At 64.8% G+C, this 22,860-nt stretch carries 20 protein-coding genes; 15 read left to right on the top strand and 5 right to left on the bottom strand.

Features of this window, described 5'->3' with window-relative positions; translation table 11 throughout:
• Positions 1-52: 52 nt before the first annotated feature.
• A complete protein-coding gene (locus P9A16_RS11240) occupies positions 53-988 on the top strand; it encodes an AEC family transporter (protein ID WP_023512780.1) in 936 nt (311 codons plus the stop codon).
• On the opposite strand, the gene P9A16_RS11235 is transcribed toward P9A16_RS11240, so the two are convergent.
• The gene (locus tag P9A16_RS11235; RefSeq protein WP_023512781.1) at positions 970-2,622 is read right to left on the bottom strand and encodes an acyl-CoA dehydrogenase family protein; all 1,653 of its coding nucleotides are present in this window, start codon (positions 2,620-2,622) and stop codon (positions 970-972) included. The genes P9A16_RS11240 and P9A16_RS11235 overlap by 19 nt on opposite strands.
• A gap of 171 nt (positions 2,623-2,793) precedes the next feature.
• Between P9A16_RS11235 and P9A16_RS11230 the strand changes: the two genes are divergently transcribed.
• The 4 genes from P9A16_RS11230 (at position 2,794) to dprA (ending at position 6,889) form a co-directional block, all read left to right on the top strand.
• Positions 2,794-3,735 carry an aspartate carbamoyltransferase catalytic subunit gene (locus tag P9A16_RS11230; protein WP_023512782.1) on the top strand — a complete coding sequence of 314 codons (942 nt, stop codon included), beginning with the start codon at positions 2,794-2,796 and terminating at the stop codon, positions 3,733-3,735.
• Positions 3,732-5,024: a dihydroorotase gene (locus P9A16_RS11225; protein WP_023512783.1), complete on the top strand. Its 1,293-nt coding sequence runs from the start codon at positions 3,732-3,734 to the stop codon at positions 5,022-5,024. The genes P9A16_RS11230 and P9A16_RS11225 overlap by 4 nt, the downstream gene beginning before the upstream one ends.
• 105 nt (positions 5,025-5,129) lie before the next feature.
• Positions 5,130-5,735 carry a glycerol-3-phosphate 1-O-acyltransferase PlsY gene (gene plsY / locus P9A16_RS11220; RefSeq protein WP_156032027.1) on the top strand — a complete coding sequence of 202 codons (606 nt, stop codon included), beginning with the start codon at positions 5,130-5,132 and terminating at the stop codon, positions 5,733-5,735.
• Positions 5,736-5,737: 2 nt separating this feature from the next.
• Positions 5,738-6,889, top strand: coding sequence for a DNA-processing protein DprA (gene dprA / locus P9A16_RS11215; RefSeq protein ID WP_023512785.1), 1,152 nt, complete (start codon positions 5,738-5,740; stop codon positions 6,887-6,889).
• Here the strand turns inward: dprA and P9A16_RS11210 are convergent.
• On the bottom strand, positions 6,821-7,075 hold the full coding sequence (locus P9A16_RS11210) for a hypothetical protein (RefSeq protein ID WP_023512786.1): 255 nt from the start codon (positions 7,073-7,075) through the stop codon (positions 6,821-6,823). The genes dprA and P9A16_RS11210 overlap by 69 nt on opposite strands.
• Before the next feature lie 260 nt (positions 7,076-7,335).
• Between P9A16_RS11210 and topA the strand changes: the two genes are divergently transcribed.
• The 6 genes from topA to rpmG all read left to right on the top strand — a co-directional run bounded on the left by topA (position 7,336) and on the right by rpmG (position 15,003).
• On the top strand, positions 7,336-9,984 hold the full coding sequence (topA, locus tag P9A16_RS11205) for a type I DNA topoisomerase (RefSeq protein WP_023512787.1): 2,649 nt from the start codon (positions 7,336-7,338) through the stop codon (positions 9,982-9,984).
• Positions 9,985-9,988: 4 nt separating this feature from the next.
• Positions 9,989-12,340, top strand: coding sequence for a ribonuclease R (gene rnr, locus P9A16_RS11200; protein WP_037408008.1), 2,352 nt, complete (start codon positions 9,989-9,991; stop codon positions 12,338-12,340).
• A 68-nt stretch (positions 12,341-12,408) separates the two neighbouring features.
• Entirely contained in the window at positions 12,409-12,885 is a 477-nt protein-coding gene (locus P9A16_RS11195; RefSeq protein ID WP_023512789.1) for a DUF983 domain-containing protein, read from the top strand.
• Complete coding sequence (locus P9A16_RS11190; protein WP_023512790.1) at positions 12,882-13,544, top strand: NUDIX hydrolase; 663 nt, start codon at positions 12,882-12,884, stop codon at positions 13,542-13,544. Before P9A16_RS11195 ends, P9A16_RS11190 begins: the two co-directional genes overlap by 4 nt.
• 13 nt (positions 13,545-13,557) lie before the next feature.
• Positions 13,558-14,742, top strand: coding sequence for an MFS transporter (locus P9A16_RS11185; RefSeq protein WP_023512791.1), 1,185 nt, complete (start codon positions 13,558-13,560; stop codon positions 14,740-14,742).
• 93 nt (positions 14,743-14,835) lie between these two features.
• The gene (gene rpmG / locus P9A16_RS11180; protein ID WP_023512792.1) at positions 14,836-15,003 is read left to right on the top strand and encodes a 50S ribosomal protein L33; all 168 of its coding nucleotides are present in this window, start codon (positions 14,836-14,838) and stop codon (positions 15,001-15,003) included.
• A gap of 682 nt (positions 15,004-15,685) precedes the next feature.
• Here rpmG and P9A16_RS11175 read toward each other — a convergent pair.
• Together P9A16_RS11175 and P9A16_RS11170 are read right to left on the bottom strand one after the other, a co-directional pair.
• Positions 15,686-17,053, bottom strand: a complete 1,368-nt coding sequence (locus P9A16_RS11175; protein WP_024270874.1) for a PleD family two-component system response regulator — start codon at positions 17,051-17,053, stop codon at positions 15,686-15,688.
• Positions 17,054-17,069: 16 nt separating this feature from the next.
• Complete coding sequence (locus P9A16_RS11170; protein ID WP_003547430.1) at positions 17,070-17,441, bottom strand: response regulator; 372 nt, start codon at positions 17,439-17,441, stop codon at positions 17,070-17,072.
• A 141-nt stretch (positions 17,442-17,582) separates the two neighbouring features.
• Between P9A16_RS11170 and P9A16_RS11165 the strand changes: the two genes are divergently transcribed.
• From P9A16_RS11165 to P9A16_RS11150, 4 genes are all read left to right on the top strand, one after another.
• Positions 17,583-17,882 carry a DUF3572 domain-containing protein gene (locus tag P9A16_RS11165; protein ID WP_023513778.1) on the top strand — a complete coding sequence of 100 codons (300 nt, stop codon included), beginning with the start codon at positions 17,583-17,585 and terminating at the stop codon, positions 17,880-17,882.
• Positions 17,883-18,005: 123 nt separating this feature from the next.
• A complete protein-coding gene (locus P9A16_RS11160) occupies positions 18,006-19,352 on the top strand; it encodes a DNA polymerase IV (RefSeq protein WP_023513779.1) in 1,347 nt (448 codons plus the stop codon).
• Positions 19,353-19,483: 131 nt separating this feature from the next.
• Positions 19,484-20,797: a L,D-transpeptidase family protein gene (locus P9A16_RS11155; protein WP_023514967.1), complete on the top strand. Its 1,314-nt coding sequence runs from the start codon at positions 19,484-19,486 to the stop codon at positions 20,795-20,797.
• A 138-nt stretch (positions 20,798-20,935) separates the two neighbouring features.
• Entirely contained in the window at positions 20,936-22,078 is a 1,143-nt protein-coding gene (locus P9A16_RS11150) for a DMP19 family protein (RefSeq protein ID WP_278025690.1), read from the top strand.
• Positions 22,079-22,155: 77 nt separating this feature from the next.
• Here the strand turns inward: P9A16_RS11150 and P9A16_RS11145 are convergent, their stop codons facing one another.
• Complete coding sequence (locus P9A16_RS11145; RefSeq protein WP_023514969.1) at positions 22,156-22,854, bottom strand: Type 1 glutamine amidotransferase-like domain-containing protein; 699 nt, start codon at positions 22,852-22,854, stop codon at positions 22,156-22,158.
• Positions 22,855-22,860: the final 6 nt, after the last annotated feature.

The raw sequence follows: 22,860 nt of genomic DNA, 5'->3' as shown, positions 1-22,860 counted from the left end.
CCTGCGCAAGGCGTGGAATGAGCAGCCACCATTCCTCGCCCGCCCGGTTCCCATGCTCGCCATCTTCGAAAGCATTCTCCCCGTCTTCCTGCTCGTTGTGCTCGGGGTTTTCCTCAAGCGTTGGCGGCTGATCGACCGCGACATGTGGAACGGGCTCGAGCAGCTCGGCTTCTTCGTGCTGTTTCCCTGCCTGCTCTTCACGACGCTCGCCAAGGCGGAATTCTCGGGCATCGCAGCCGGCAGCGTGGCGCTCGGCTCCATCGGCTCGGTGACGCTCATCGCAGCGATTCTGGCGCTCTCCTGGCCGCTTTTTCGCGCCGCGCAGGTTTCAGGCGCGTCGTTTACTTCGGTTTTCCAGACCTCGACACGCTGGAACGCCTTCATCGCACTCGCCATCGGTGAAAAACTTTACGGCCCGGGCAGCCTTGCCCTCGTCGCCCTCGTGGCGACGCTGATCATCATTCCCCTGAATTTCTACAATATCGCCGTTCTCGTCTGGTTCGGCGGCGGCACGCGCAGCCTGAAGACCTTCGCCCAGAAAATCGTCACCAACCCGATGATCATCGGCTCGGTGCTCGGTGTCGCCGTCAACCTTCTGGAAATCCCGATCTACGCGCCGCTGATGCAGGCGACGGAACTCGTCGCGGACACCTCGCTCAGCCTTGGCCTCATCATGGTCGGCGCCGGGCTGAAGCTGGCCGATGCGCTGAAGCCCCGGCCGCTGGCGCTGCTGCCGGTCGCCCTGAAGCTCCTGTTCATGCCGCTGGTCATGACGGCGGCGGCCTATGCGCTCGGCATGCGCGGCGAGCCGCTCCTGACGATCGCCATGGGGGCGAGCGTGCCGACAGCGATGAACGGTTACGTGCTGGCCAAGCAGATGGGCGGCGACGCGCCGCTCTATGCCGCCGTCGCCACGCTGCAGACGATCGCCTCGTTCTTCACGATCCCGGTCGTATTGGCGGCAACCGCCTATCTTGCCGGCGGATAGAGCAGGTCGACGATGTAGGCCGAATCGAAGCGCGAATCGAGCATGCCGTAGGTCGAGCGCCAGCCCGAGGCGAGGCGCGTTTCGAGGAAGGCATCGGCGATGCGCCCGGCACCGGCGCGGTAGAGTTCGGCCGCGGCAGCGGCGAGCGCCAGCTGCTCCACGAGCATGCGGGCCGCTCCCTCGTCGCGCTCGCAGAGCGAGAGCGCCGCACGCAGCACGTCGACCGTCTTCTTGCCAGCCGGACCGAGATCGCGGGCAAGCCCGGCAAACAGCATCTCGAACAGGTCCCTGCCCCGGCTGGTGACGCGCATCAGATCGAGCGCCATGACGTTGCCCGAGCCTTCCCAGATCGCATTGACCGGCGCCTCGCGGTAATGCCGCGCGATCGGCCGCTCCTCGACATAGCCGCTGCCGCCGATGCACTCCATCGCCTCGTAGATCAGGGCGGGCGCGATCTTGCAGCACCAGTATTTCGTCACGGGCGTCATGATACGGGCGTAAGCAGCGTCCTCGGCGCTGTCGCGCGCCTTGTCGAAGGCCTCCGCCAGGCGCAGGGAGAGCGCGGTCGCGCCCGCGACGTCGAGCGCCATGTCGGCGAGCACGCGCGTCATGATCGGCTGGGCGACCAGCGGCTTGCCGAAGACACTGCGGCCGCGCGTATGGTGCACCGCTTCGGCGAGCGAGGCGCGCATGATGCCGGACGAGGCCAGCGCACAGTCAAGCCGCGTCAGGGTCACCATGTCGAGGATGGTGCGGATGCCGGCATCGGGCGTGCCAAGCAGGAAGCCGAACGTTTCGGAGAACTCGACCTCCGAGGAAGCGTTGGAGCGGTTGCCGATCTTGTCCTTCAGGCGCTGGAAGCGCAGGCCGTTGCTGGAGCCGTCCTCCAGCAGGCGCGGCACGAGGAAGCAGCCGACTCCCTCGCGGGTCTGGGCGAGCATGACGAACCCGTCGCTCATCGGTGCCGACATGAACCATTTGTGGCCGGAGAGCCGGTAGATCCCCTCGCCGACGCGCTCGGCGGTGGAGGTGTTGGCGCGCACATCCGTGCCGCCCTGCTTTTCCGTCATGCCCATGCCGATGGTGACGGCACTCTTCTGCATGGCGGGCTTGTTCGTGCTGTCATATTTGCGCGACAGGATCTTCCGGCCCCATTCGCGCTGCACCTGCGGCGAGACGGACAGGGCCGCGACCGAGGCGCTCGTCATGGTCAGCGGGCAGAGATGGCCACATTCGAGCTGAGCGGTCAGGTAGAAGCGCACGGCACGCGCCTTGTGCGCCCTGCCCTTCTCCTCCGGCACATTCTCCCAGAGCGAGGAATGCAGGCCGCTCGCCATGGAGCGGCGCATCAACGCGTGCCAAGCGGGATGATAATCGACGACGTCGAGGCGCTCGCCACGCGGGCCGTGGGTGCGCAGCTGCGGCACGCCCTCGTTCGCCATGCGGGCGAGCTCCTGCGCTTCCGGCGAGGTCACGTAGCGGCCGATCGCGTCGAACTCGTCGCGCAGCCCCTTGGGCATGGCGTCGGTTGCATCGACCAGCAGCGGGTCGGAGCGATAGGCATTGATGCCCGACCAGAGCGGCGGCTGGTTGAGATCGGCGAGTTTCTGTTCGGTCGTCTTGTCGCGAGTCATGAGCGGGTTCTAGCCCAAGTCGCGGCGGGGCGAAACGGGGCCGTGCGGTTGCCGGCGCGCTCGGCTTCACAAAAGCGTGGGAATGCGCGGCCTTGCCGCCGCTTCGCCTTGCCGCGGGGGAACCGACACTCTATAGACCCCGCGTATCCACGACAGTTGAGGCGGAGTTTCATGGACTTCTTTCCGCATCGCCACCTTCTCGGCATCAAGGGTTTGACCGAGCAGGAGATCACACACCTGCTCGACCGCGCCGACGAGGCGGTGAAAATCTCCCGGCAAAGGGAGAAGAAAACGTCGACCCTCCGGGGCCTGACACAGATCAACCTGTTCTTCGAAGCCTCCACCCGCACACAATCCTCCTTCGAGCTTGCCGGCAAACGCCTTGGCGCCGACGTGATGAACATGTCGGTCGGCAATTCCTCGGTGAAGAAGGGCGAAACGCTGATCGACACGGCGATGACGCTGAACGCCATGCACCCGGACGTGCTGGTCGTGCGCCATTCCTCCGCCGGCGCCGCCGCGCTTCTCGCACAAAAAGTCTCCTGTTCGGTGGTCAATGCCGGCGATGGCCAGCACGAACATCCGACGCAGGCCCTGCTCGACGCGCTGACCATCCGCCGCGCCAAGGGTAAGCTCTCGCGCATCATCGTCGCCATCTGCGGAGACGTACTGCATTCGCGCGTCGCCCGCTCGAACATCCTGCTGCTCAACGCCATGGGTGCCCGCGTGCGCGTCGTGGCGCCCGCAACGCTGCTGCCGTCGGGCATCGCCGACATGGGCGCAGAGGTCTACCATTCGATGGCGGAAGGCCTGAAGGATGCCGATGTCGTGATGATGCTGCGCCTGCAGCGCGAGCGCATGTCCGGCGCCTTCGTGCCGTCGGTGCGCGAATATTTCCACTATTACGGGCTCGATGCGGAAAAGCTGAAGGCAGCGAAGGAGGATGCGCTCGTCATGCATCCCGGACCGATGAACCGCGGCGTGGAGATCGCCTCCGAGATCGCCGACGGGCCGCAGAGCGTCATCGAGCAGCAGGTCGAGATGGGCGTTGCCGTCCGCATGGCCGTGATGGAAACGCTTCTTGTTTCGCAGAACCAGGGTGTTCGCGCATGACCCGCACCACCGTCCTGAAGAACCTCCGCATCCTCGACCCCTCCCGCAACCTCGATGAAATGGGCTCCATCGTCATCGAGAACGGCAAGATCGCCGCCATCGGCAGCGGCGCGCAGAACCAGGGCGCGCCCGAGGGCGCCGAAATCGTCGATGGCCGCGGCCTCATCGCCGCTCCCGGCCTTGTCGATGCCCGCGTCTTCGTCGGCGAGCCCGGCGCCGAGCACCGCGAGACGATCGAATCGGCCTCGCGCGCAGCGGCGGCCGGTGGTGTCACCACCTTCATCACCATGCCGGACACCGATCCCGTCATCGACGACATCGCGCTTGTCGAATTCGTGCTGAAGAACGCGCGCGACAAGGCGATCGTCAACATTCACCCGGCCGCAGCCCTCACCAAGGGCCTTGCAGGCGAAGAGATGACCGAGTTCGGCCTCCTGAAGGATGCCGGTGCCGTCGCCTTCACCAATGGCCGCAACCCGCTGCACAATGCGCAGGTGTTGCGCCGGGCGATGACCTATGCCCGCGAATTCGGCAGCGTCATCGCACTCGAAACCCGCGACAAACATCTCGGCGCCGGCGGCGTGATGAACGAGGGGCTGCTCGCCAGCTGGCTCGGCCTTTCCGGTAGCCCGCGCGAGGCCGAACTGATCCCGCTCGAACGGGACCTGCGGATCGCCGGCCTGACGCGTGGCAAGTACCATGCCGCACAGATCTCCGTGCCGGAATCGGCCGAGGCCGTGAAGACCGCCAGGGAACGCGGTGCAAACGTCACCTGCGGCGCCTCGATCAACCACCTGACGCTGAACGAGAACGACATCGGCGAATACCGCACCTTCTTCAAGCTCTCCCCGCCGCTGCGCGGGGAGGACGACCGCAAGGCCATGGTCGATGCGCTCGCCCGCGGCGAGATCGACATCATCGTCTCCTCGCACGATCCGCAGGACGTCGACACCAAGCGCCTGCCCTTCGCGGATGCCGCCGACGGCGCGATCGGCCTCGAGACCATGCTGGCGGCAGCGCTCCGGTTGCACCACAGCGGCGAGGTTCCGCTGATGCGGCTCCTCGATGCGCTCTCGACGCGCCCGGCGCAGATCTTCGGCCTCGACGCCGGCACGCTTGCGCCCGGTGCACGCGCCGACATCGTGCTGATCGACCCCGACGAGCCGTGGCTCGCCACCAAGGACCGCTTCGTCTCGCGCTCGAAGAATACGCCCTTCGAAGATGCCCGCTTTACGGGACGCGCGATTAGCACCTATGTTGCCGGAAAACGGGTCTATTCGCTGGACTGAAAGGGACGTCGGTCCAGTGAGCCCATGGGTGGATGCTCAGGCCATGCCCGAGGATCCACCACCATGGATTCAGAATAACGGAACGGGGGAACTGACGTGTCCGACATCTTCACCTGGCAGCTCGGCGCCTTGCCGACGCTCGCCGCCCTCGCCTTCGGCTACCTTCTCGGTTCCATTCCCTTCGGCCTGATCCTCACCCGCATGGCCGGTCTCGGCGACGTGCGCCAGATCGGCTCCGGCAATATCGGCGCGACGAACGTCCTGCGCACCGGCAACAAGAAGCTTGCCGCGGCCACCCTGCTGCTCGACGCCCTCAAAGGCACCGCTGCCACCGCCATCGCGTCGCGTTGGGGGCTGGATGCCGGCCTTGCGGCGGGCTTTGCCGCCTTTCTCGGCCATCTCTTTCCCGTCTGGCTCGGCTTCAAGGGCGGCAAGGGGGTCGCGACCTATGTCGGGCTGCTGCTCGGCCTCGTGCCCGTCATGCTCGCGGTCTTTGCCGTCGTCTGGATCGGCCTTGCCTATCTGGCGCGCTATTCGTCACTCTCGGCCCTGGTTGCAACTGCCGTATCTCCGGTTGTATTGTGGTTCCTCGGTCACGAGAAGGTGGCGGTCCTCTTCCTGCTGCTGACGCTCATCACCTGGTGGAAACACAGTGCCAACATCAGTCGTCTCCTGAACGGCACGGAAAGCAAAATCGGCAGCAAGGGATAGCGATGGACGACCACAGCGCAAGGACACGAGGAATTGCGCTGACGGAACGACAGAGGATCGCCTGGCTGCGCCTCATCCGCAGCGACAATGTCGGGCCGGTCACCTTTCGCGAGCTCATCAATCACTTCGGCAGCGCGGAAACGGCGCTGGAGATGGTGCCGGAACTCTCGCGCCGTGGCGGCGCTTCGCGCGCCATCCGCGTCGCCAGCCAGGCGGAGGCCGAGCGCGAACTCGCCATTGCCGACCGGCACGGCGCCGCCTTTGTCGGCATCGGCGAACCCGACTATCCCTTTCTCCTGCGCCAGATCGACGGCGCGCCGCCGCTGCTCGCCGTCAAGGGCAACCGGGCTGTCGCGGCGGCACCGGCCGTCGGCATCGTCGGCGCGCGGAACGCGTCTCTCTCGGGTACCAAGTTCGCCGGCCTGCTGGCACGCGAGATCGGGAGGGCGGGTTACACGATCGTTTCGGGCCTTGCCCGCGGCATCGATACGGCCGCCCATCGCGCCAGCCTCGACACTGGCACCGTCGCGGCCATGGCAGGCGGTCTCAACAAACCCTATCCGCCTGAAAATATCGGCCTTCTTGCCGAACTCACCGAGGGGCACGGCCTTGCCATCAGCGAAATGCCCTTCGGTTGGGAGCCGCGGGCGCGGGATTTTCCGCGCCGCAACCGGCTGATCGCCGGCATGTCACTCGGCTTGGTGGTGGTGGAGGCGGCAGTGCGCTCCGGCTCGCTGATCACCGCGCGCAATGCGGCGGATTTCGGCCGGCTGGTCTTCGCCGTGCCGGGCTCCCCGCTCGATCCGCGCTGCGAGGGCACGAACGGCCTCCTGAAGGATGGGGCGACGATCACCACGACGCCGGAGGATGTGCTGGAAAGCCTGCGCCCGCTGTCCGAGCCCGACCTTTTCACTCCCCGCCCCGGCGCCGGCGAACCCGCAGAGGACACGCCGCCCGCGCTGCGTCTGCCGCCGGGCGACGGCGAACGGGAACGCATCACCGATGCATTGAGCCAGGTACCGGCCGAAATCGACGAGATCATCCGCCATACCGGCATCACCGCCGCAACCGTCTATCTCGTTCTTCTAGAGCTTGATCTTGCCGGCCGGCTTCAACGGCATGCCGATGGCCGGGTCTCGATGACCCCGGACTGAAAGCGGCCGCAGACCGGCCAGAATGTCCCCCGCCTCCACATAGGCCATCTCGATCAGATAGCCCAGCATGTCCGCCCCCTCGGCGTTCACGACCGTGCGCAGCTCGCCCAGCATCTGCCGGGTGTAGGCAAGGTTCTCCTCTGCGGTATGGGGCGGGAGGGCGGACTTGGCTGGTTTCGGGTTCATAGCGCTTCCGTTGCATCTACATTTCGGAATCACCGTCAGGTTGTAATTCCTAGACCTAGGAAAAGATACAACGATTATTCATAATTGCAATCTCCGATTAATCTCGCAATGGTTGTATCGCGTTGCATCCCACTAATTTCACCCCTACCTCTTGACCGGAACGCTTTGTCTGTTCATGTCGAGACACGACTTTTCGGCGCAAGGCGCCCGTTTCGCCGCGCGTCCAAGGGTGCGGCGCCCGTACTCAGAGAAAAATGACGATGAATGTTGTAGTTGTGGAATCGCCTGCCAAGGCCAAGACGATCAACAAGTATCTCGGCCCCGGCTACACGGTGCTCGCCTCCTTTGGCCACGTGCGCGATCTGCCCGCCAAGGACGGCTCCGTGCGCCCGGACGAGGACTTCGAGATGTCCTGGGAAGTGGACAGCGCCTCGGCCAAGCGTATGAAGGACATTGCAGACGCGGTGAAATCCTCCGACGGCCTCATTCTCGCGACCGACCCGGATCGCGAAGGCGAAGCCATCTCCTGGCACGTACTCGACGTCCTGAAGAAGAAGCGTGTCATCGGCGACAAACCGGTCAAGCGCGTCGTCTTCAACGCCATCACCAAGTCGGCCGTGCTCGATGCCATGCGCAACCCGCGCGACATCGACATCGCGCTGGTCGATGCCTACCTCGCCCGCCGTGCCCTCGATTATCTCGTCGGCTTCAACCTCTCGCCGGTTCTCTGGCGCAAGCTGCCGGGCGCCCGCTCGGCCGGCCGCGTTCAGTCGGTGGCGCTGCGCCTCGTCTGCGACCGGGAATCCGAAATCGAGCGTTTCGTCTCGGAGGAATACTGGAACCTCTCCGCCCTCCTGAAGACGCCGCGCGGCGACGAGTTCGAGGCGCGCCTCGTTTCGGCCGAAGGAAAGCGTCTCCAACCAAAGGCGATCGGCAACGGCGAGGAGGCGAACCGCCTCAAGGCGCTGCTCGACGGTGCGGCCTACCGCGTCGAAAGCGTCGAGGCCAAGCCCACCAAGCGCAATCCCTCGCCGCCCTTCACCACCTCCACCCTGCAGCAGGCCGCCTCCTCCAAGCTCGGCTTCTCCGCCTCCCGCACCATGCAGGTGGCGCAGAAGCTCTATGAGGGCATCGACATCGGCGGCGAGACGGTCGGTCTCATCACCTATATGCGTACCGACGGCGTGCAGATGGCGCCGGAGGCGATCGACGCCGCCCGCAAGGCCGTTGGCGAGCAGTTCGGCGCACGCTATGTACCGGAAAAGGCCCGCATCTACTCCACCAAGGCGAAGAACGCCCAAGAGGCCCACGAGGCGATCCGCCCGACCTCCTTCGACCGCACGCCCGACCAGGTGAAGCGCTATCTCGATCCGGACCAGCTGAAGCTCTACGATCTCGTCTGGAAGCGCGGCATCGCCAGCCAAATGGCCTCGGCCGAGATCGAGCGCACGACGGTCGAGATCGAGGCGGACAACGGCGGGCGCAAGGCAGGCCTACGCGCCACCGGCTCGGTCATCCGCTTCGACGGCTTCATCGCCGCCTATACCGACCAGAAGGAAGATGGCGAACAGTCGGACGACGGTGACGACGACGGCCGCCTGCCGGAGATCAACGCCAACGAGACGGTCGCCAAGCAGAAGGTGAATGCCAGCCAGCACTTCACCGAGCCGCCGCCGCGCTACTCGGAAGCCTCGCTCATCAAGAAGATGGAAGAGCTCGGCATCGGTCGTCCGTCGACCTATGCCGCAACGCTTGCGACGCTGCGCGACCGCGAATACATCATCATCGACAAGCGCAAGCTGATCCCGGAGGCCAAGGGCCGCCTCGTCACGGCCTTCCTCGAGAGCTTCTTTACCCGCTATGTCGAATACGACTTCACCGCCGGCCTTGAAGAAAAGCTCGACAAGATCTCGGCCGGCGAACTCGACTGGAAGCAGGTTCTCCGCGATTTCTGGAAGGACTTCTTCGCGCAGATCGAGGACACGAAGGAACTGCGCGTCACCAACGTGCTCGATGCCCTCAACGAGGAGCTCGCCCCGCTCGTCTTCCCCAAGCGCGAGGACGGCAGCGATCCGCGGATCTGCCAGGTCTGTGGCACTGGCAAGCTCTCGCTGAAGCTCGGCAAGTTCGGCGCCTTCGTCGGCTGCTCGAACTATCCGGAATGCAACTTCACCCGTCAGCTTTCCGCCGACAACGGTTCGGATGCGGAGGCCGCGGCCTCCAACGAGCCGCAGAGCCTCGGCAAGGATCCGCATACGGGCGAAGAAATCACGCTGCGTAACGGCCGCTTCGGGCCGTATGTGCAGCGCGGTGACGGCAAGGAAGCCAAGCGCGCCAGCCTGCCCAAGGGCTGGACGCCGGCGAGCATCGATCACGAGAAGGCGCTCGCCCTGCTTTCGCTGCCGCGCGATATCGGCCAGCATCCGGAAACCGGCAAGATGATTTCCGCCGGCATCGGTCGCTACGGCCCGTTCCTGCTGCATGACGGCGGCTATGCGAACCTTGAAAGTGTCGAGGACGTGTTCTCGATCGGCCTCAACCGCGCCGTTTCTGTCATTGCCGACAAGCAGTCGAAGGGCCCCGGCGGCCGCTCGCGCGGCACGCCTGCGGCCCTGAAGACGCTCGGCGACCATCCGGACGGCGGCCCCATCACGGTGCGGGACGGCAAGTACGGCCCCTACGTGAACTGGGGCAAGGTCAACGCCACACTGCCCAAGGGCAAGGCCGCCGACAGCGTGACGCTGGAAGAGGCCCTCGTATTGATCGCCGACAAGGCCGGCAAGACGCCCGCCAAGGGCAAGGCCAAGGCGACGAAGACCACCAAGGCGGCGAAGTCGGACGATGCCAAGGCCGCAAAGCCGAAGGCAGCGCCCAAGGCCAAGACCGCAACCAAGGCAAAGAAGGCCTGACGGCATGACGAGAGAACCACGCGGCCGGGCAGGACGATCCATGCGGCCGGGCCGCGCGGGCCATGACCTGCCGCCGGCAGACGATACCCCGATCATCCATGGTGCCATCCCGCCGCGCGACGTGCTGCTGCGCTTCATCGCCGACCACCCGGAACAGGCCTCGAAGCGCGAGATCGCCAAGGCCTTCGGCCTGAAGGGCGAGGCGCGCGTCGAGCTGAAGGCGCTGCTGAAATCCTTCGAGGAAGACGGGTTTCTAGAAAAGCGCCGCAAGTCGCTGGTGCGACCCGGCGCACTTCCTCCGGTCACCGTGCTCGACATCACCACGCGGGACGTCGACGGCGAACTGATCGGCCGCCCGGCGGAATGGCTCGACGATGCCGGCGTCGCGCCCGCCGTCCTGATCCGTCAGTCGGGCGGTGCGCGCAAGGACAAGGCGCCCGTTGCCGGGCTCGGCGACCGGGTGCTGGCCAAGATCTTCCCGGCGAAGGAGCGCGGCGGCCCGGCCTATACGGCGCGCATCATCAAGGTGCTCGACAAGAAGAAGAATTCCGGCATGGGCGTGTTCCGCTCCATGGCAGGCGGCGGCGGACGCATCATGCCGATCGACCGGCGCGGCGAGGAGATGGAGGTCGACGCGGACTTCACGGCAGGCGCCAAGGACGGTGACCTCGTCGAGATCGACGTCGTGCGCATGGGCCGCTACGGCCTGCCACGCGCGCAGATCAAGGGCGTGGTCGGCTCCGTCGCCTCGGAAAAGGCGATCTCCATGATCGCCATCCATGCGCATGGCATTCCCTACATCTTTCCCGATGCCGTCATCCGCGAGGCGGAGGCCGCCGGCCCCGCCACCATGGCGCACCGCGAGGACTGGCGCAGCCTGCCGCTCATCACCATCGACCCGGCCGACGCCAAGGACCATGACGACGCTGTCTTCGCAGAGCCCGACCCGTCGCCCGACAATCCCGGCGGCGTGATCGTCACCGTCGCTATCGCCGATGTGAGCTACTATGTGCGGCCGAAATCGGCGCTCGACCGCGAGGCGCTGAAACGCGGTAACTCGGTCTATTTCCCGGATCGCGTCGTGCCCATGCTGCCGGAGCGCATCTCCAACGACCTCTGCTCGCTGAAGGAAGGCGTCGACCGCCCGGCGCTCGCCGTGCGCATGGTCTTCTCGCATGAGGGCCGCAAGGCGGGCCACACCTTCCACCGCATCATGATGAAGAGCGCGGCAAAGCTCTCCTACCAGCAGGCGCAGGCCGCCATCGACGGCGCACCCGACGACAAGACCGGCCCGATCCTCGAGACGATCCTGAAGCCGCTCTGGGAAGCCTACCGCATCATGACGGTCGGCCGGAACCGCCGCCAGCCGCTCGAACTCGACATGCCCGAACGCAAGATCCTCCTGAAGGAGGACGGCACGGTCGACCGCGTCGTCGTGCCGCCGCGGCTCGATGCCCACAAGCTCATCGAGGAGATGATGATCCAGGCCAACGTCGCGGCCGCAGAGACGCTGGAAAAGAAGAAGCAGGTCCTGATCTACCGCGTGCACGACGCGCCTTCGCTCGCCAAGCAGGAGGTGCTGCGCGAGTTCCTGCAGACGCTCGACATATCCCTGGTGAAGGGCGGCAACATGCGCTCCAACCATTTCAACGGCATCCTGGCGAAGGCCAAGGACAAGCCGTTCGAGCAGATGGTGAGCGAGATGGTGCTGCGCTCGCAGAGCCAGGCGATCTACAGCCCCGAAAACATCGGCCACTTCGGCCTCAACCTGATGAAATATGCCCATTTCACCTCACCGATCCGCCGCTATGCGGACCTCATCGTGCACCGGGCGCTGGTGGGCTCGCTCGGCCTTGGCGAGGGCGGCATCACGCCGGACGAGGAAGCGGTGCTCGACGACATCGCAGCCGAGATCTCGACCTTCGAGCGGCGCGCCATGGCAGCCGAGCGCGACACGGTCGACCGGTTGATCGCCCATCACCTGGCCGGGCGCATCGGCGAGGAGTTCGACGGGCGTGTTTCGGGCGTCACCAAGGCGGGACTTTTTGTCACCCTGCCGGCATATGGTGCCGATGGTTTCGTGCCTATATCTATGCTCGGACGCGACTACTTCATCTACGACGAGGCGCATCAGGCCCTGTCCGGCGAAAAAACCGGGCTCGGCTATCGACTCGGCGACGAGGTGCGCGTCAAACTCGCGGAAGCGGTGCCGCTTGCCGGTTCGCTCCGGTTCGACATGATCAGCGAGGGACGCAAGATGCCGACGGCGGTGCGCTCCTTCCACAAGTCGGGCCGGCGCAAGGGCAGCGCGCCGCGGCACCAGCCGGGTACGCGCCCGCCCCGCGGCAGACGCTGAGCGGTATCGCGCCGCCCCCGGCGCGAAGAGAAATGGCCGGCGCGAAGTGCCGGCGGGAAGGACAGGACATGCAGGCGAACGAAACCAGCGGCAACACGCAGCATTTCGGCGACAGCCCGGCCGCCCGGCCGGTGGAGCGCCCGCTCGGCCGTGCCATCAAGCGCGGCATGCTGAACCGCTGCCCCGCCTGCGGTTCAGGCCGCCTGTTCAAGTCCTTCGTCAAGCCCGTGGAAAACTGTGCCGCCTGCGGCGAGGACTACACGCACCAGCGTGCCGACGACCTGCCGCCCTATCTCGTCATCACCATCGTCGGTCATATCGTGGTCGGCGGCTACATGGCGACGGACCTCGTCTGGCCGCTCACCACCTGGCAGCACCTCGCCATCTGGACCCCGATCACGCTCATCCTGTCGCTCCTTCTGCTGCAGCCCATCAAGGGCGGCGCCATCGGCCTGCAATGGGCGCTGAAGATGCACGGCTTCGGCGACAAGCCGGAAGAGAGGGAAGTGGACACGGCGTCCGCCTACGGCGACCGGACGGCATGACACCCGTCCGACCCGTCGATGCAGCCTCGATCCTGCTTCTCGACCGGTCGGGCGAGCGCATGCGGGTGCTCGTCGGCCGGCGCAGCAGCAAGCATGTCTTCATGCCGGATGTCTATGTCTTTCCCGGTGGCCGGCGCGATGCGACGGACCGCCTCGTTCCCGTCTCCCATCCATTGAACCCGCTGGCCTGCGAACGGCTGGCGCTGCGCAGCGGCACCCGCTGCTCCGATTCGCGCCTGCGAGCGCTGGGCGTTGCCGCGTTGCGGGAACTCTACGAAGAGGCCGGTATTTCCGTCGGCACGTCGATCGAGGCTGCCTCACAAAACGCCCTGCCCTTCCGCCCCGACCTTTCCAACCTGCGTTTCCTTGCCCGCGCCATCACGCCGGCCGGCATGGTCCGGCGGTTCGATACGCGCTTCTTCGCGCTCTTTACCGACGAGGCGGGCATCGACCCCGCCGGCGCAACGGCGAGCCATGAGCTGGAAGACCTGCGCTGGGTGAATATTTTTGACCGCGGCGGCATCGAGATGCCCGACATAACCGTATTGATCCTTGAAGAGCTTCAAAAAAGCCTTCAGGAAGACAAGTCTCTGCCCTTCGGAAGAACCGTGCCGCTGTATCACACCCAGCGCGGGCGCTTCCTTCGGGACCTTCTTTGAGGATCGATCGCATATGACGCAGCCGCAATCCGGCACCTCGGGCCCGGTGGAGAGCATCCACTGGCGGTCTCTCTTTGCAGCCGTCGCCGCCATTTCCGCCGTCGGCATCGCCATCGGCCTCGGTCTTCCGCTGCTCTCCATCATCATGGAGAAGCGCGGCATTTCCCCCACCATGATCGGCATCAACTCTGCCATGGCCGGCGTCGCCGCCATGGCTGCCGCCCCCTTCACCACGCGCCTTGCGCATGCCTGGGGCACCTCGACGATCATGATCGCCGCCATCATTCTGGCGGCGATCAGCGGCCTCGGCTTCTACTACATCCAGAATTTCTGGCTGTGGTTCCCGCTTCGCCTGGTCTTCCACGGCGCGATCACCACACTCTTCATCCTCTCCGAATTCTGGATCAACGCCGCGGCCCCGCCCCGCCGGCGCGGTCTCGTGCTGGGCATCTATGCCACGGTGCTGTCGCTCGGCTTCGCCGCCGGTCCCCTGCTCTTCTCGCTTCTGGGCAGCGACGGCGTGCTGCCCTTCGCGGTGGGTGCCGCCATCATCCTTCTGGCCGCCGTTCCCATTTTCATCGCCCGCGGCGAAAGCCCCGATATCGACGAGAAGCCCGAGCTGCATTTCATGCGCTACATCCTTCTCGTACCGACGGCGACAGCGGCGGTCTTCATCTTCGGCGCGGTGGAGGTCGGCGGCCTTTCGCTCTTCCCCATCTACGCGACGCGGGCCGGCTTCAGCGAGCCGCAGGCCGCCCTGCTGCTGACCGTGATGGGTATCGGCAACATGGCGTTCCAGATCCCGCTCGGCATGCTTTCCGACCGCATGAAGGACCGCAGGCGCCTCCTGACGATCATGGCGGTCATCGGCCTCGTCGGCGCGCTCTGCCTGCCCCTCATCTCGCACAGCTGGGTGCTGATGGCGACCGTGCTGTTCCTGTGGGGCGGCTGCGTCGCCGGCCTCTACACGGTCGGCCTCAGCCACCTCGGCTCGCGCCTCGTCGGCGCGGACCTCGCGGCGGCCAATGCCGCCTTCATCTTCTGTTATGCCGTCGGCACCGTCGTCGGTCCGCAGGCCATCGGCGCGGCGATGGATGTTTCCGGCAATGACGGTTTTGCCTGGGCGATCGTCGGCTTCTTCGGGTTTTACCTCGTACTTTCTCTCGCCCGGATGGTTTTCCGGCCGAAACGGGGTTGACTTTTCGGGCGCGATTTGTAGTTTCCGCCCAGATTTAAGCCGTAGAGCAGACTGGCTGTCCGCGGCTTCGTTTTTGATAAAGGCAGGACGACCATGGCCAAGGCTACCACCATCAAGATCAAGCTGCTGTCGACGGCCGACACCGGTTTCTTCTACGTGACCACGAAGAACAGCCGTACGATGACGGACAAGATGACCAAGACGAAGTACGACCCGGTCGTCAAGAAGCACGTCGAATTCAAGGAAACCAAGATCAAGTAATCTTGGGAGCCGCTTCGGTTCGCAAAGGCGCTGGACGGAAACGTCCGGCGCCTTTTCTTTTTGTCGGCAGCCTTCGTGTCTCCTGCCCCGAATCAAAAACGCCGCTCCCCTGAGGGAGCGGCGTTGAATGGGGGTCGGTCAGACACGACGACGGCACGAGGATTCCGTATTTGTCGTAGCTGACCGACCGACCCCACGACCCAGGAGATGCGGCGGACCTAGCATCATGGGGTAACCGGTTGTGCGGCCTCGTTTGCCGCGCATGAGTTGAGCATCGCGCGAAAAAGAAAAAAAATCAACGAATTCTTAACGCTCCCCCGCCGGCGCCTTGTCTCATAGTTAACCGCGCCGAGGAGACGTGTGCCATTGAGCAGCGGTTCCGTCATGGATCGCAACAATGGTTGGCAACGCCAATTTCAACCATTGCGAGAGAAGTATGCAACCATGACAAAATACCCGGTTGACGTACGGGAAGGCGATACACGACACAACCCATTGATAGGCCTCACCAAAGTCGAATAGTACGACTTATAGCCAATTTTCACCACGTGACCGGATTCCAGGGGCGGCGCGGTTCACGTACGGTCAGCAACCGGCACGAACCGTGCAACCTGCGGATTTCCAAGTCAAATGCCCGAAATATGAATTCGCCTGTGGACAACCTCGCGGCGAATCGGCCGCCTCACGCAGCGGCAGCCACGACCCGGTTTCGGCCGGAGCGCTTCGCCTCATAAAGCGCGGTATCGGCGCGCTTCAACAGGGCTTCCGGACTGTCTCCGGCCGACAGCGCACTGGCAAGGCCGAGCGAAGCGGTGATGGACAGGAAGACGTCCGTGCCGGGCACGCGGAACGGTTCCCGTTCGACGATCGTGCGGAGGCGCTCCGCGACACCTGCCGCCATGTCGGCAGAGGTATCCGGCATCACCAGAACGAACTCCTCCCCGCCGTAACGGCAGGCAAGGTCGGCGCCGCGCACGGCCGAGCGCACGCGGCTGGCGAATTCGCGCAGCACCGCATCGCCGGCATCGTGGCCATAGGTGTCGTTGACCAGCTTGAAGCGGTCGATATCCGTGATGCAGACCGACAGAGGCCGGCCCCGCGCCGTCGCACGGTCGATCAGCAGCTTCATGTGGCTGTCGAGATAACGACGGTTGTGCAGACCCGTCAGGCCGTCCGTGACGGCCAATTCGATCGTCTGGCGCACGCTGGCGCGCAGGCGGTCGTTGCAGCGCTTGCGGCGGATCTGGGTGAGGCTGCGGGCGATCAGCTCGTTCGGGTCGATCGGCCGCATCAGATAGTCCGTGACGCCGAGATCGAGTGCGCGCACCACCATGTCGTCGTCACCCTGCTCCGCGATCAGCAGGATCGGCAGAAAGCGGGTGCGTTCCAGCGAGCGGAGCTGCGAGCACAGGCGCAGCGGATCGTAGTCCTCGAAATTGGCGTTGACGATCACCAGCTCGAAATTGCTTTCGGCCGCCTGGAAGAGTGCAGCCTGCGGATCGGACATCGAGGTGACCTCGGCGATCGGCTTCAGCGCGCGGGTGATGCGCTCCTGGGAGCTGGCGCGGCCATCGACGAGGAGGATATCGCCCGGCTCGTCGCCGAGATTGCTGTCCAGCCCCTCCTCCAGGGAAATGGCGCGGGCGGTGGCCGCGCGCATGCGCAGCTCGTCCGTCAACGTCTTCAGCCGCACGAGGCTCTTCACCCGTGACATGAGTTGCAGGTCGTTGACCGGCTTGGTGAGAAAATCGTCGGCGCCGGCCTTGAGGCCGCGCACGCGGTCGGAGGGCTGGTCGAGCGCCGTCACCATGACAACAGGGATATGGGCCGTGCGCGGATTGGCCTTCAACCGTTCGCAGACCTCGAAACCATCGATGCCGGGCATCATGATGTCGAGCAGGATGAGATCCACCTGCGTGCGTTCGCACATGGCAAGCGCATCATAGCCATTCTCGGCCGTCAGCACGTCGAAATACTCCGCGAGCAGCCGCGCCTCGAGCAGCTTTACGTTTGCCGGAATGTCGTCGACGACGAGAATGCGCGCTGTCATGGCCCTGACCTCCGACTCATGCGTCGCCGAGATAGGTTTTGATGGTTTCGATGAACTTCGGAACGGAGATCGGCTTGGAGACATAGGCCTCGCAGCCGCCCTGGCGGATCCGCTCCTCGTCGCCCTTCATCGCGAAGGCCGTGACGGCAATCACCGGGATGACATGCAGCTCGTCGTCTTCCTTCAGCCACTTGGTGACTTCGAGGCCGGAGACCTCGGGAAGCTGGATATCCATCAGGATCAGATCCGGACGGTGTTTGCGGGCAAGATCAAGGGCTTCCATACCATTCCGGGTCTGGATGGTCGTATAGCCGGACGCCTCGATGAGATCCCGGAAGAGCTTCATGTTGAGCTCGTTGTCCTCGACAATCATCACCTGCTTGGGCATCGTGCGTCCCTGTTCCTCTCGCCGGCCTTGCAACCTTCCGGTGGATCGATAAGTTGCGGCAAAGCCGAAATCACCCAGCTTGTCCGCATCGACGTTAGCGCGACTTGGTTGATTAAAAGGTAAATTTCCCGAGGAAAAACGATGAAAAGCCAAAAAGATACACCCGCGGTTGCCGATGCCGAGGCAACCGCCGTCGCCATCCTCGGCTGGCTGGCCGGAGAACCCGAACTGCTCTCGCGTTTCCTCTCGCTCACCGGCGTCTCACCTTCGGATGTGCGCAATGCCATCGACGATCCCGGCTTTCTCGCCGGCCTCGTTGCTTTCCTGATGGAGCACGAACCGACGCTCCTTTCTTTCAGCACCGCGACAGGTGTCACGCCGGAGGCGGTGGTGCACGCCCACGCCGTCCTCAGCGGGCCGCACGGCAGCGACGATTTCTGAGCGGGCGATAAGCGGGGATCTCCACGCGCTTGCCTGTGCGTCGTCATGCCTTCACCTCCCGCAGCGCTTGAGACTCGTGAATTTAAGCGGTAATGTCGCGATGTTCAATATTTGTTCCGCATGATGAGCACAGCCGAATCGCGTTTTCCGGGCTTCTGCCGCGACTGCCTTGCCGGGCAGCCTGTGAACCTGCGCCGTTGTCGCGCGTGCGGCAGCCCCCGCCTCGTCTATCATGCCGAACTCTATGGCCTGACGCTCGCCCATATCGACTGCGACGCCTTTTATGCAGCGATCGAGAAGCGCGACAATCCTGACCTTGCGGACAAGCCGGTCATTATCGGCGGTGGCAAACGCGGCGTTGTCTCCACCGCCTGCTATGTCGCACGGATCCACGGCGTGCGTTCGGCCATGCCGATGTTCAAGGCGCTGGAGGCCTGTCCCAACGCCGTCGTCATCAGTCCGAACATGGAGAAATACGTCGCCGTCGGCCGGCAGGTGCGCGCGATGATGCAGGACTTGACGCCGCTCGTTCAGCCGCTTTCCATCGACGAGGCCTTTCTGGAGCTCAAGGGCACCGAACGCCTGCACCACGATCCACCTGCCCGTGTGCTCGCCCGTTTCGCCCAACGCGTCGAAAACGAAGTCGGCATCACCATCTCGATCGGCCTTTCCTACTGCAAGTTCCTCGCCAAGGTGGCTTCGGACATCAACAAGCCGCGTGGTTTTTCCGTCATCGGCGAAGCCGAGGCGCTCGACTTCCTGCGCGAGAAGCCGGTGCGCCTCATCTGGGGCGTCGGCAAGGCCTTTGCCGAGACGCTGGAGCGCGACGGCATCCGCACTGTCGGTCAGCTGCAGACCATGGAGGAAACCGACCTGATGCGCCGCTACGGCGTCATGGGCAAACGGCTCTTCAACCTCTCCCGCGGGCAGGACGACCGGGAGGTGCATGCGAACGATCCGGCCAAAAGCGTATCGGCCGAAACCACCTTCTTCGACGACATTTCAAGCTATGACGAGCTGGTGGCGCACCTGCGCCGTCTCAGCGAGAAGGTCGCCACGCGCCTGCGCAAGTCGGGCATCGCCGGCCACACCGTCGTCCTGAAGCTGAAGACGGCCGATTTCAAAGGCCGCACGCGCAACCGCAAGCTGGAAGACCCCACCATGCTCGCCGACCGCATCTTTCGCACCGGTATCGAGCTTCTGCGCAAGGAGGTGGACGGCACGAAGTACCGGTTGATCGGCATCGGCGTCAGCGATCTTGCCGATCCCGGCCGCGCCGACCCACCCGATCTCGTCGATCCCGCCGCCAGCCGCCGCGCCGCCGCCGAGGCCGCGATGAACACCCTGCGCGACAAGTTCGGCAAGGCGAGCGTGGAGACCGGCTACACGTTCGGCAAGAACGGCCCCAGCCGGTTTCACGAAAAATTGACATTCAAGACCGCCGGAAAAATCGACGGACCCACCGAATAAATCCCGGCAAGCCAGCGTTCTTGACTGCATCGGGATGGCACAGATCGGGGGATCGTCTGCGTGCATCAAGCCTTCCTTAAATCGGATGCACTACGCTTCCTGCCGGTTTGTATTGCGTACGGATGGGTCACATGAAGTTTCGCCTCGTTACCGGCATGAGCATAGTGGGCCTGATGCTGAGCTGCGCCACCGCGCTCGGCGGCACGCTCGAAGGTCCGCTCCAGATCATGGTGTCGAAGGACCTGCAGGAGTTGAAGGTCTATGACGGCGGCGTGGTGGTCGCCACATCGCGCGTTTCCACCGGCAAGGCGGGACATTCCACGCCGACCGGCATCTTCTCGATCCTCGAAAAGAAGCGCACACATTTCTCGAACCTCTATGACAGCGCGCCGATGCCTTTCATGCAGCGGCTGACCTGGTCGGGCATCGCGTTGCACGCCTCCAACAGCGTGCCCTCCTACCCCGCCTCGCACGGCTGCGTGCGCCTGCCGAACGATTTTGCGAAACTGCTGTTCAGCACGACGCGCCGCGGCGGTCATGTCCTCGTCACCGACCGCGAGATCACGCCGCAGCGCATCGTGCATGCCGCGCTGTTCAAGCCTGTCGTCGTCGTTCCGGATACGCCGCTGCTCTCCGAGGCCGGCCTTCGCCCCGCGCTCATCGAAGCCGGCGAGAAGAGCGTCGAGGTGGCGATGACCGATCCGAAGCCGGAGGTCATCACGCCCATCGTACAGAGAACAGAGCAGGACCCGATCCGCATCCTGATCACCCGCCGCGGCGAGCGCGAGATGCTGATGGATCTGCAGACGCTGCTGACGACGCTCGGCTATGACGCCGGCGTGCCGGATGGCCTGCACGGCAAGCAGACCGTTACCGCCATCCGCGCCTTCCAGCTCGCGGAAGGGCTGAAGGAAGACGGCATGATCTCTCCGGAGTTCGTCGCCGCCGTCTACGCCAAGGCCGGCAAGGGGGCGCCGCCGAATGGGCAGATCCTCGTGCGGCAGAAATTCAAGCCCGTCCTCGAAATGCCGATCACCATCCGCAACCCCGAAATCGCCCTTGGCACGCATTTCCTGCTGGCCCGCGAGGTCGATGCCGACAAGGGCAAGGCGGAATGGTACGGCGTCAGCATGGACAACCAGCTTTCGCAGGCGACGATGAAGCGCCTCGGCATCACCACCGAAGCCGATGCCGCTGCCCCCGAGGTGCTGGCAAAAACCCTCGACCGGCTCGATATTCCGGAGGACATGCGCCTGCGCATTTCCGGCCTGATGGGCGAAGGCGCCTCCCTCTCCATCTCCGACACCGGGCTCGGCCCGGAAACCGGCGACGGCACGGACTTCATCACCGTGACGCGCAAGGTGCAGAAAGCCGATGCAGGAGCGGTACAGAGCGGCAAGACATCGAAGAAAAAGAAGAAGGCATCGATCACCGTCGTGAACTGACAGGCAGCTGTGGCCTGCCTTGCAGCAGGCCATCGATACCGCCTGCCGGCGAATGTCTCGACGTGGGCGCCGTCCATGACATGACGCCCCTCACTGCCTCTCATCTTCAAAGGTGTCTGAATGACCTTTGGAAAACGCGTGACGCCACCCCAGCCGGCCCCTGTCGTCCCGATCCCTCATGCGCTTGCCAAGGATAGTCCCGGCAACGCGTCCGAGCTCGTTGCGATCGTCGTCGATTTCGTCAACCATCTCTTTTCGGCAGGCCTTTACCGCGCCGACGAGGTGCCGCATCGGCTGATCCAGCTCTACCACGCCGATTTCTACATCGCGCAGGTGCTGAACGGCGGGCACAGCCAGTTCGTTCACAATTGCGGAACACGAAGGCAGGCCATTCTTGCCAACGCCATGGCAGGGTTGTCCGCCATGGGCGCACCCCACCATGCCGCACTGCTGGGTGAGCTCGGCCTCTGGATTGCCGCCAACCCAGACCAGGCGGATGCGCAGACCGGCTTTTCCGGCGGCCGGGACGGCGCGCTCGATGCGCTGGACAAGCGTTTCGAGGAGGCAGAACGCCTTAGGCCGGCAACGGACCAGGCGGCTGCCTGGATCAAGGCATGGCCCGACATCCGCTATCTCGATCCTGCCGGTTTCGAAGCGACCTGGGAACAAGGTGCCCTTTCCAATCCCCGGCGTGCGCTCCGGCTGTCGAAAGCCCGCATCGAAGCCTTCCGGCAATCTCTTTCCGACCGTCTGCTCCTCGCTTTGGGGCTCGCGGCCGATGCGGCGGACGAGACCCTGATTGATCCGGGAACCACAGAGGTGATCGACATCGGCGGCCGCCGCGAAGAGGTCCGGCTCGTCCAGACGAGCTTCGGACTGCGTGGCGCAGCCTGCGCCGGCGGCGGTGTCCGCCTCTACGCCTTGCAGCTCGGCGGACGGGACGTGACCTGGACGGCCGTCTCCCTGATCGGCATCGCGGAGCGGACGAACGTCGACGCCATCACGGCCTTCGTCAGACACGAACCTGTCGCCGCAGCGGCCGACCTCCTGCTCCGTCGCGCCCGGCCTGCCGCAACCCATTGCGCGATCCAGCCCGCTGCGATGGCCGACGGCATTCCCCACCCGATTTTCCGGATCTCGATTGCCGACGACATGCTGATGCTGACAAAGGCAGGCTCGGGCTACGTCCTGGCGGGGCGGGCGCCGGGCGACACCCATGGCCCCGTCTCCTTCGCGCAAATCGCGGTGCACGAACGGGAAATCGACGGCCACGCAGGCTGAAAGGCCCCTCTTCACCGCTGCCATCTTGAGACGTGCCAGGCGACGAACATCACCGGCAGAATATCCCACGCCGCCGCCTAAGCGCTGCGTGCTGCGATTTCCACCAGGGAAACCGTGCCGCGGGCCTCGGTGACCGCGCCATCGGCGATCCAGATGGCCTCGCCGAAACAGGCGACCCCGCCCTCATGCACGACCGCGCCGTCCCCATCATTGCAGGCAAGAATGGGGCGCCGCGTGTGCCTGCTGTAACGAAGGAGCGCGGGGAGATAGGCCGCGTCGTCATCGAGATGCGGGAAGAATTCCAGCGGCATCAGATCGAGGGCTTCGCCCTCCACATCCTCCGGCGGTTCTCCAAGGAAGAGCGCGTCGGTCGCGATTGTCGGCGCCATGAGGATGGCGCCCGCGCTGACCCCGATCAGGACACCGCCGCCTCGTGCCCAGTCCCGCAGGGGCGCGAGCAGCGCACTGCGCTTCAGCCGCATCAGGAAATCGCCGGTATGCCCGCCGGAAAGGTGAATGGCATCGCAGGCGAAGAGCCGGGCGACGTCCATGGCATCCCGGGTGAGGTCCAGGTCGTGATAGAGAGAGAGATCAAGGCCGAGCCGCGCGTAATAGGCCCTGCCCGCCTGAAAAAACGTATGCTCCGGATCCGGGCCCGACGCAACGTAACCGATCCGGGCGCCGCCGCGCCGCTCACGAAGGAGGCCCAGGAGACAGGCATCGATCTCCGCGCCCTCGCCCGCGGTCTGGTCGCTGTAGAGGACGAGGTTGACCAAGGCACT

Source organism: Shinella sp. 838, from assembly GCF_029623935.1.
Lineage (GTDB): Bacteria > Pseudomonadota > Alphaproteobacteria > Rhizobiales > Rhizobiaceae > Shinella.
The sequence above is the reverse complement of the archived record's forward strand: the minus strand, read 5'-3'. Positions and strand labels throughout refer to the sequence as shown.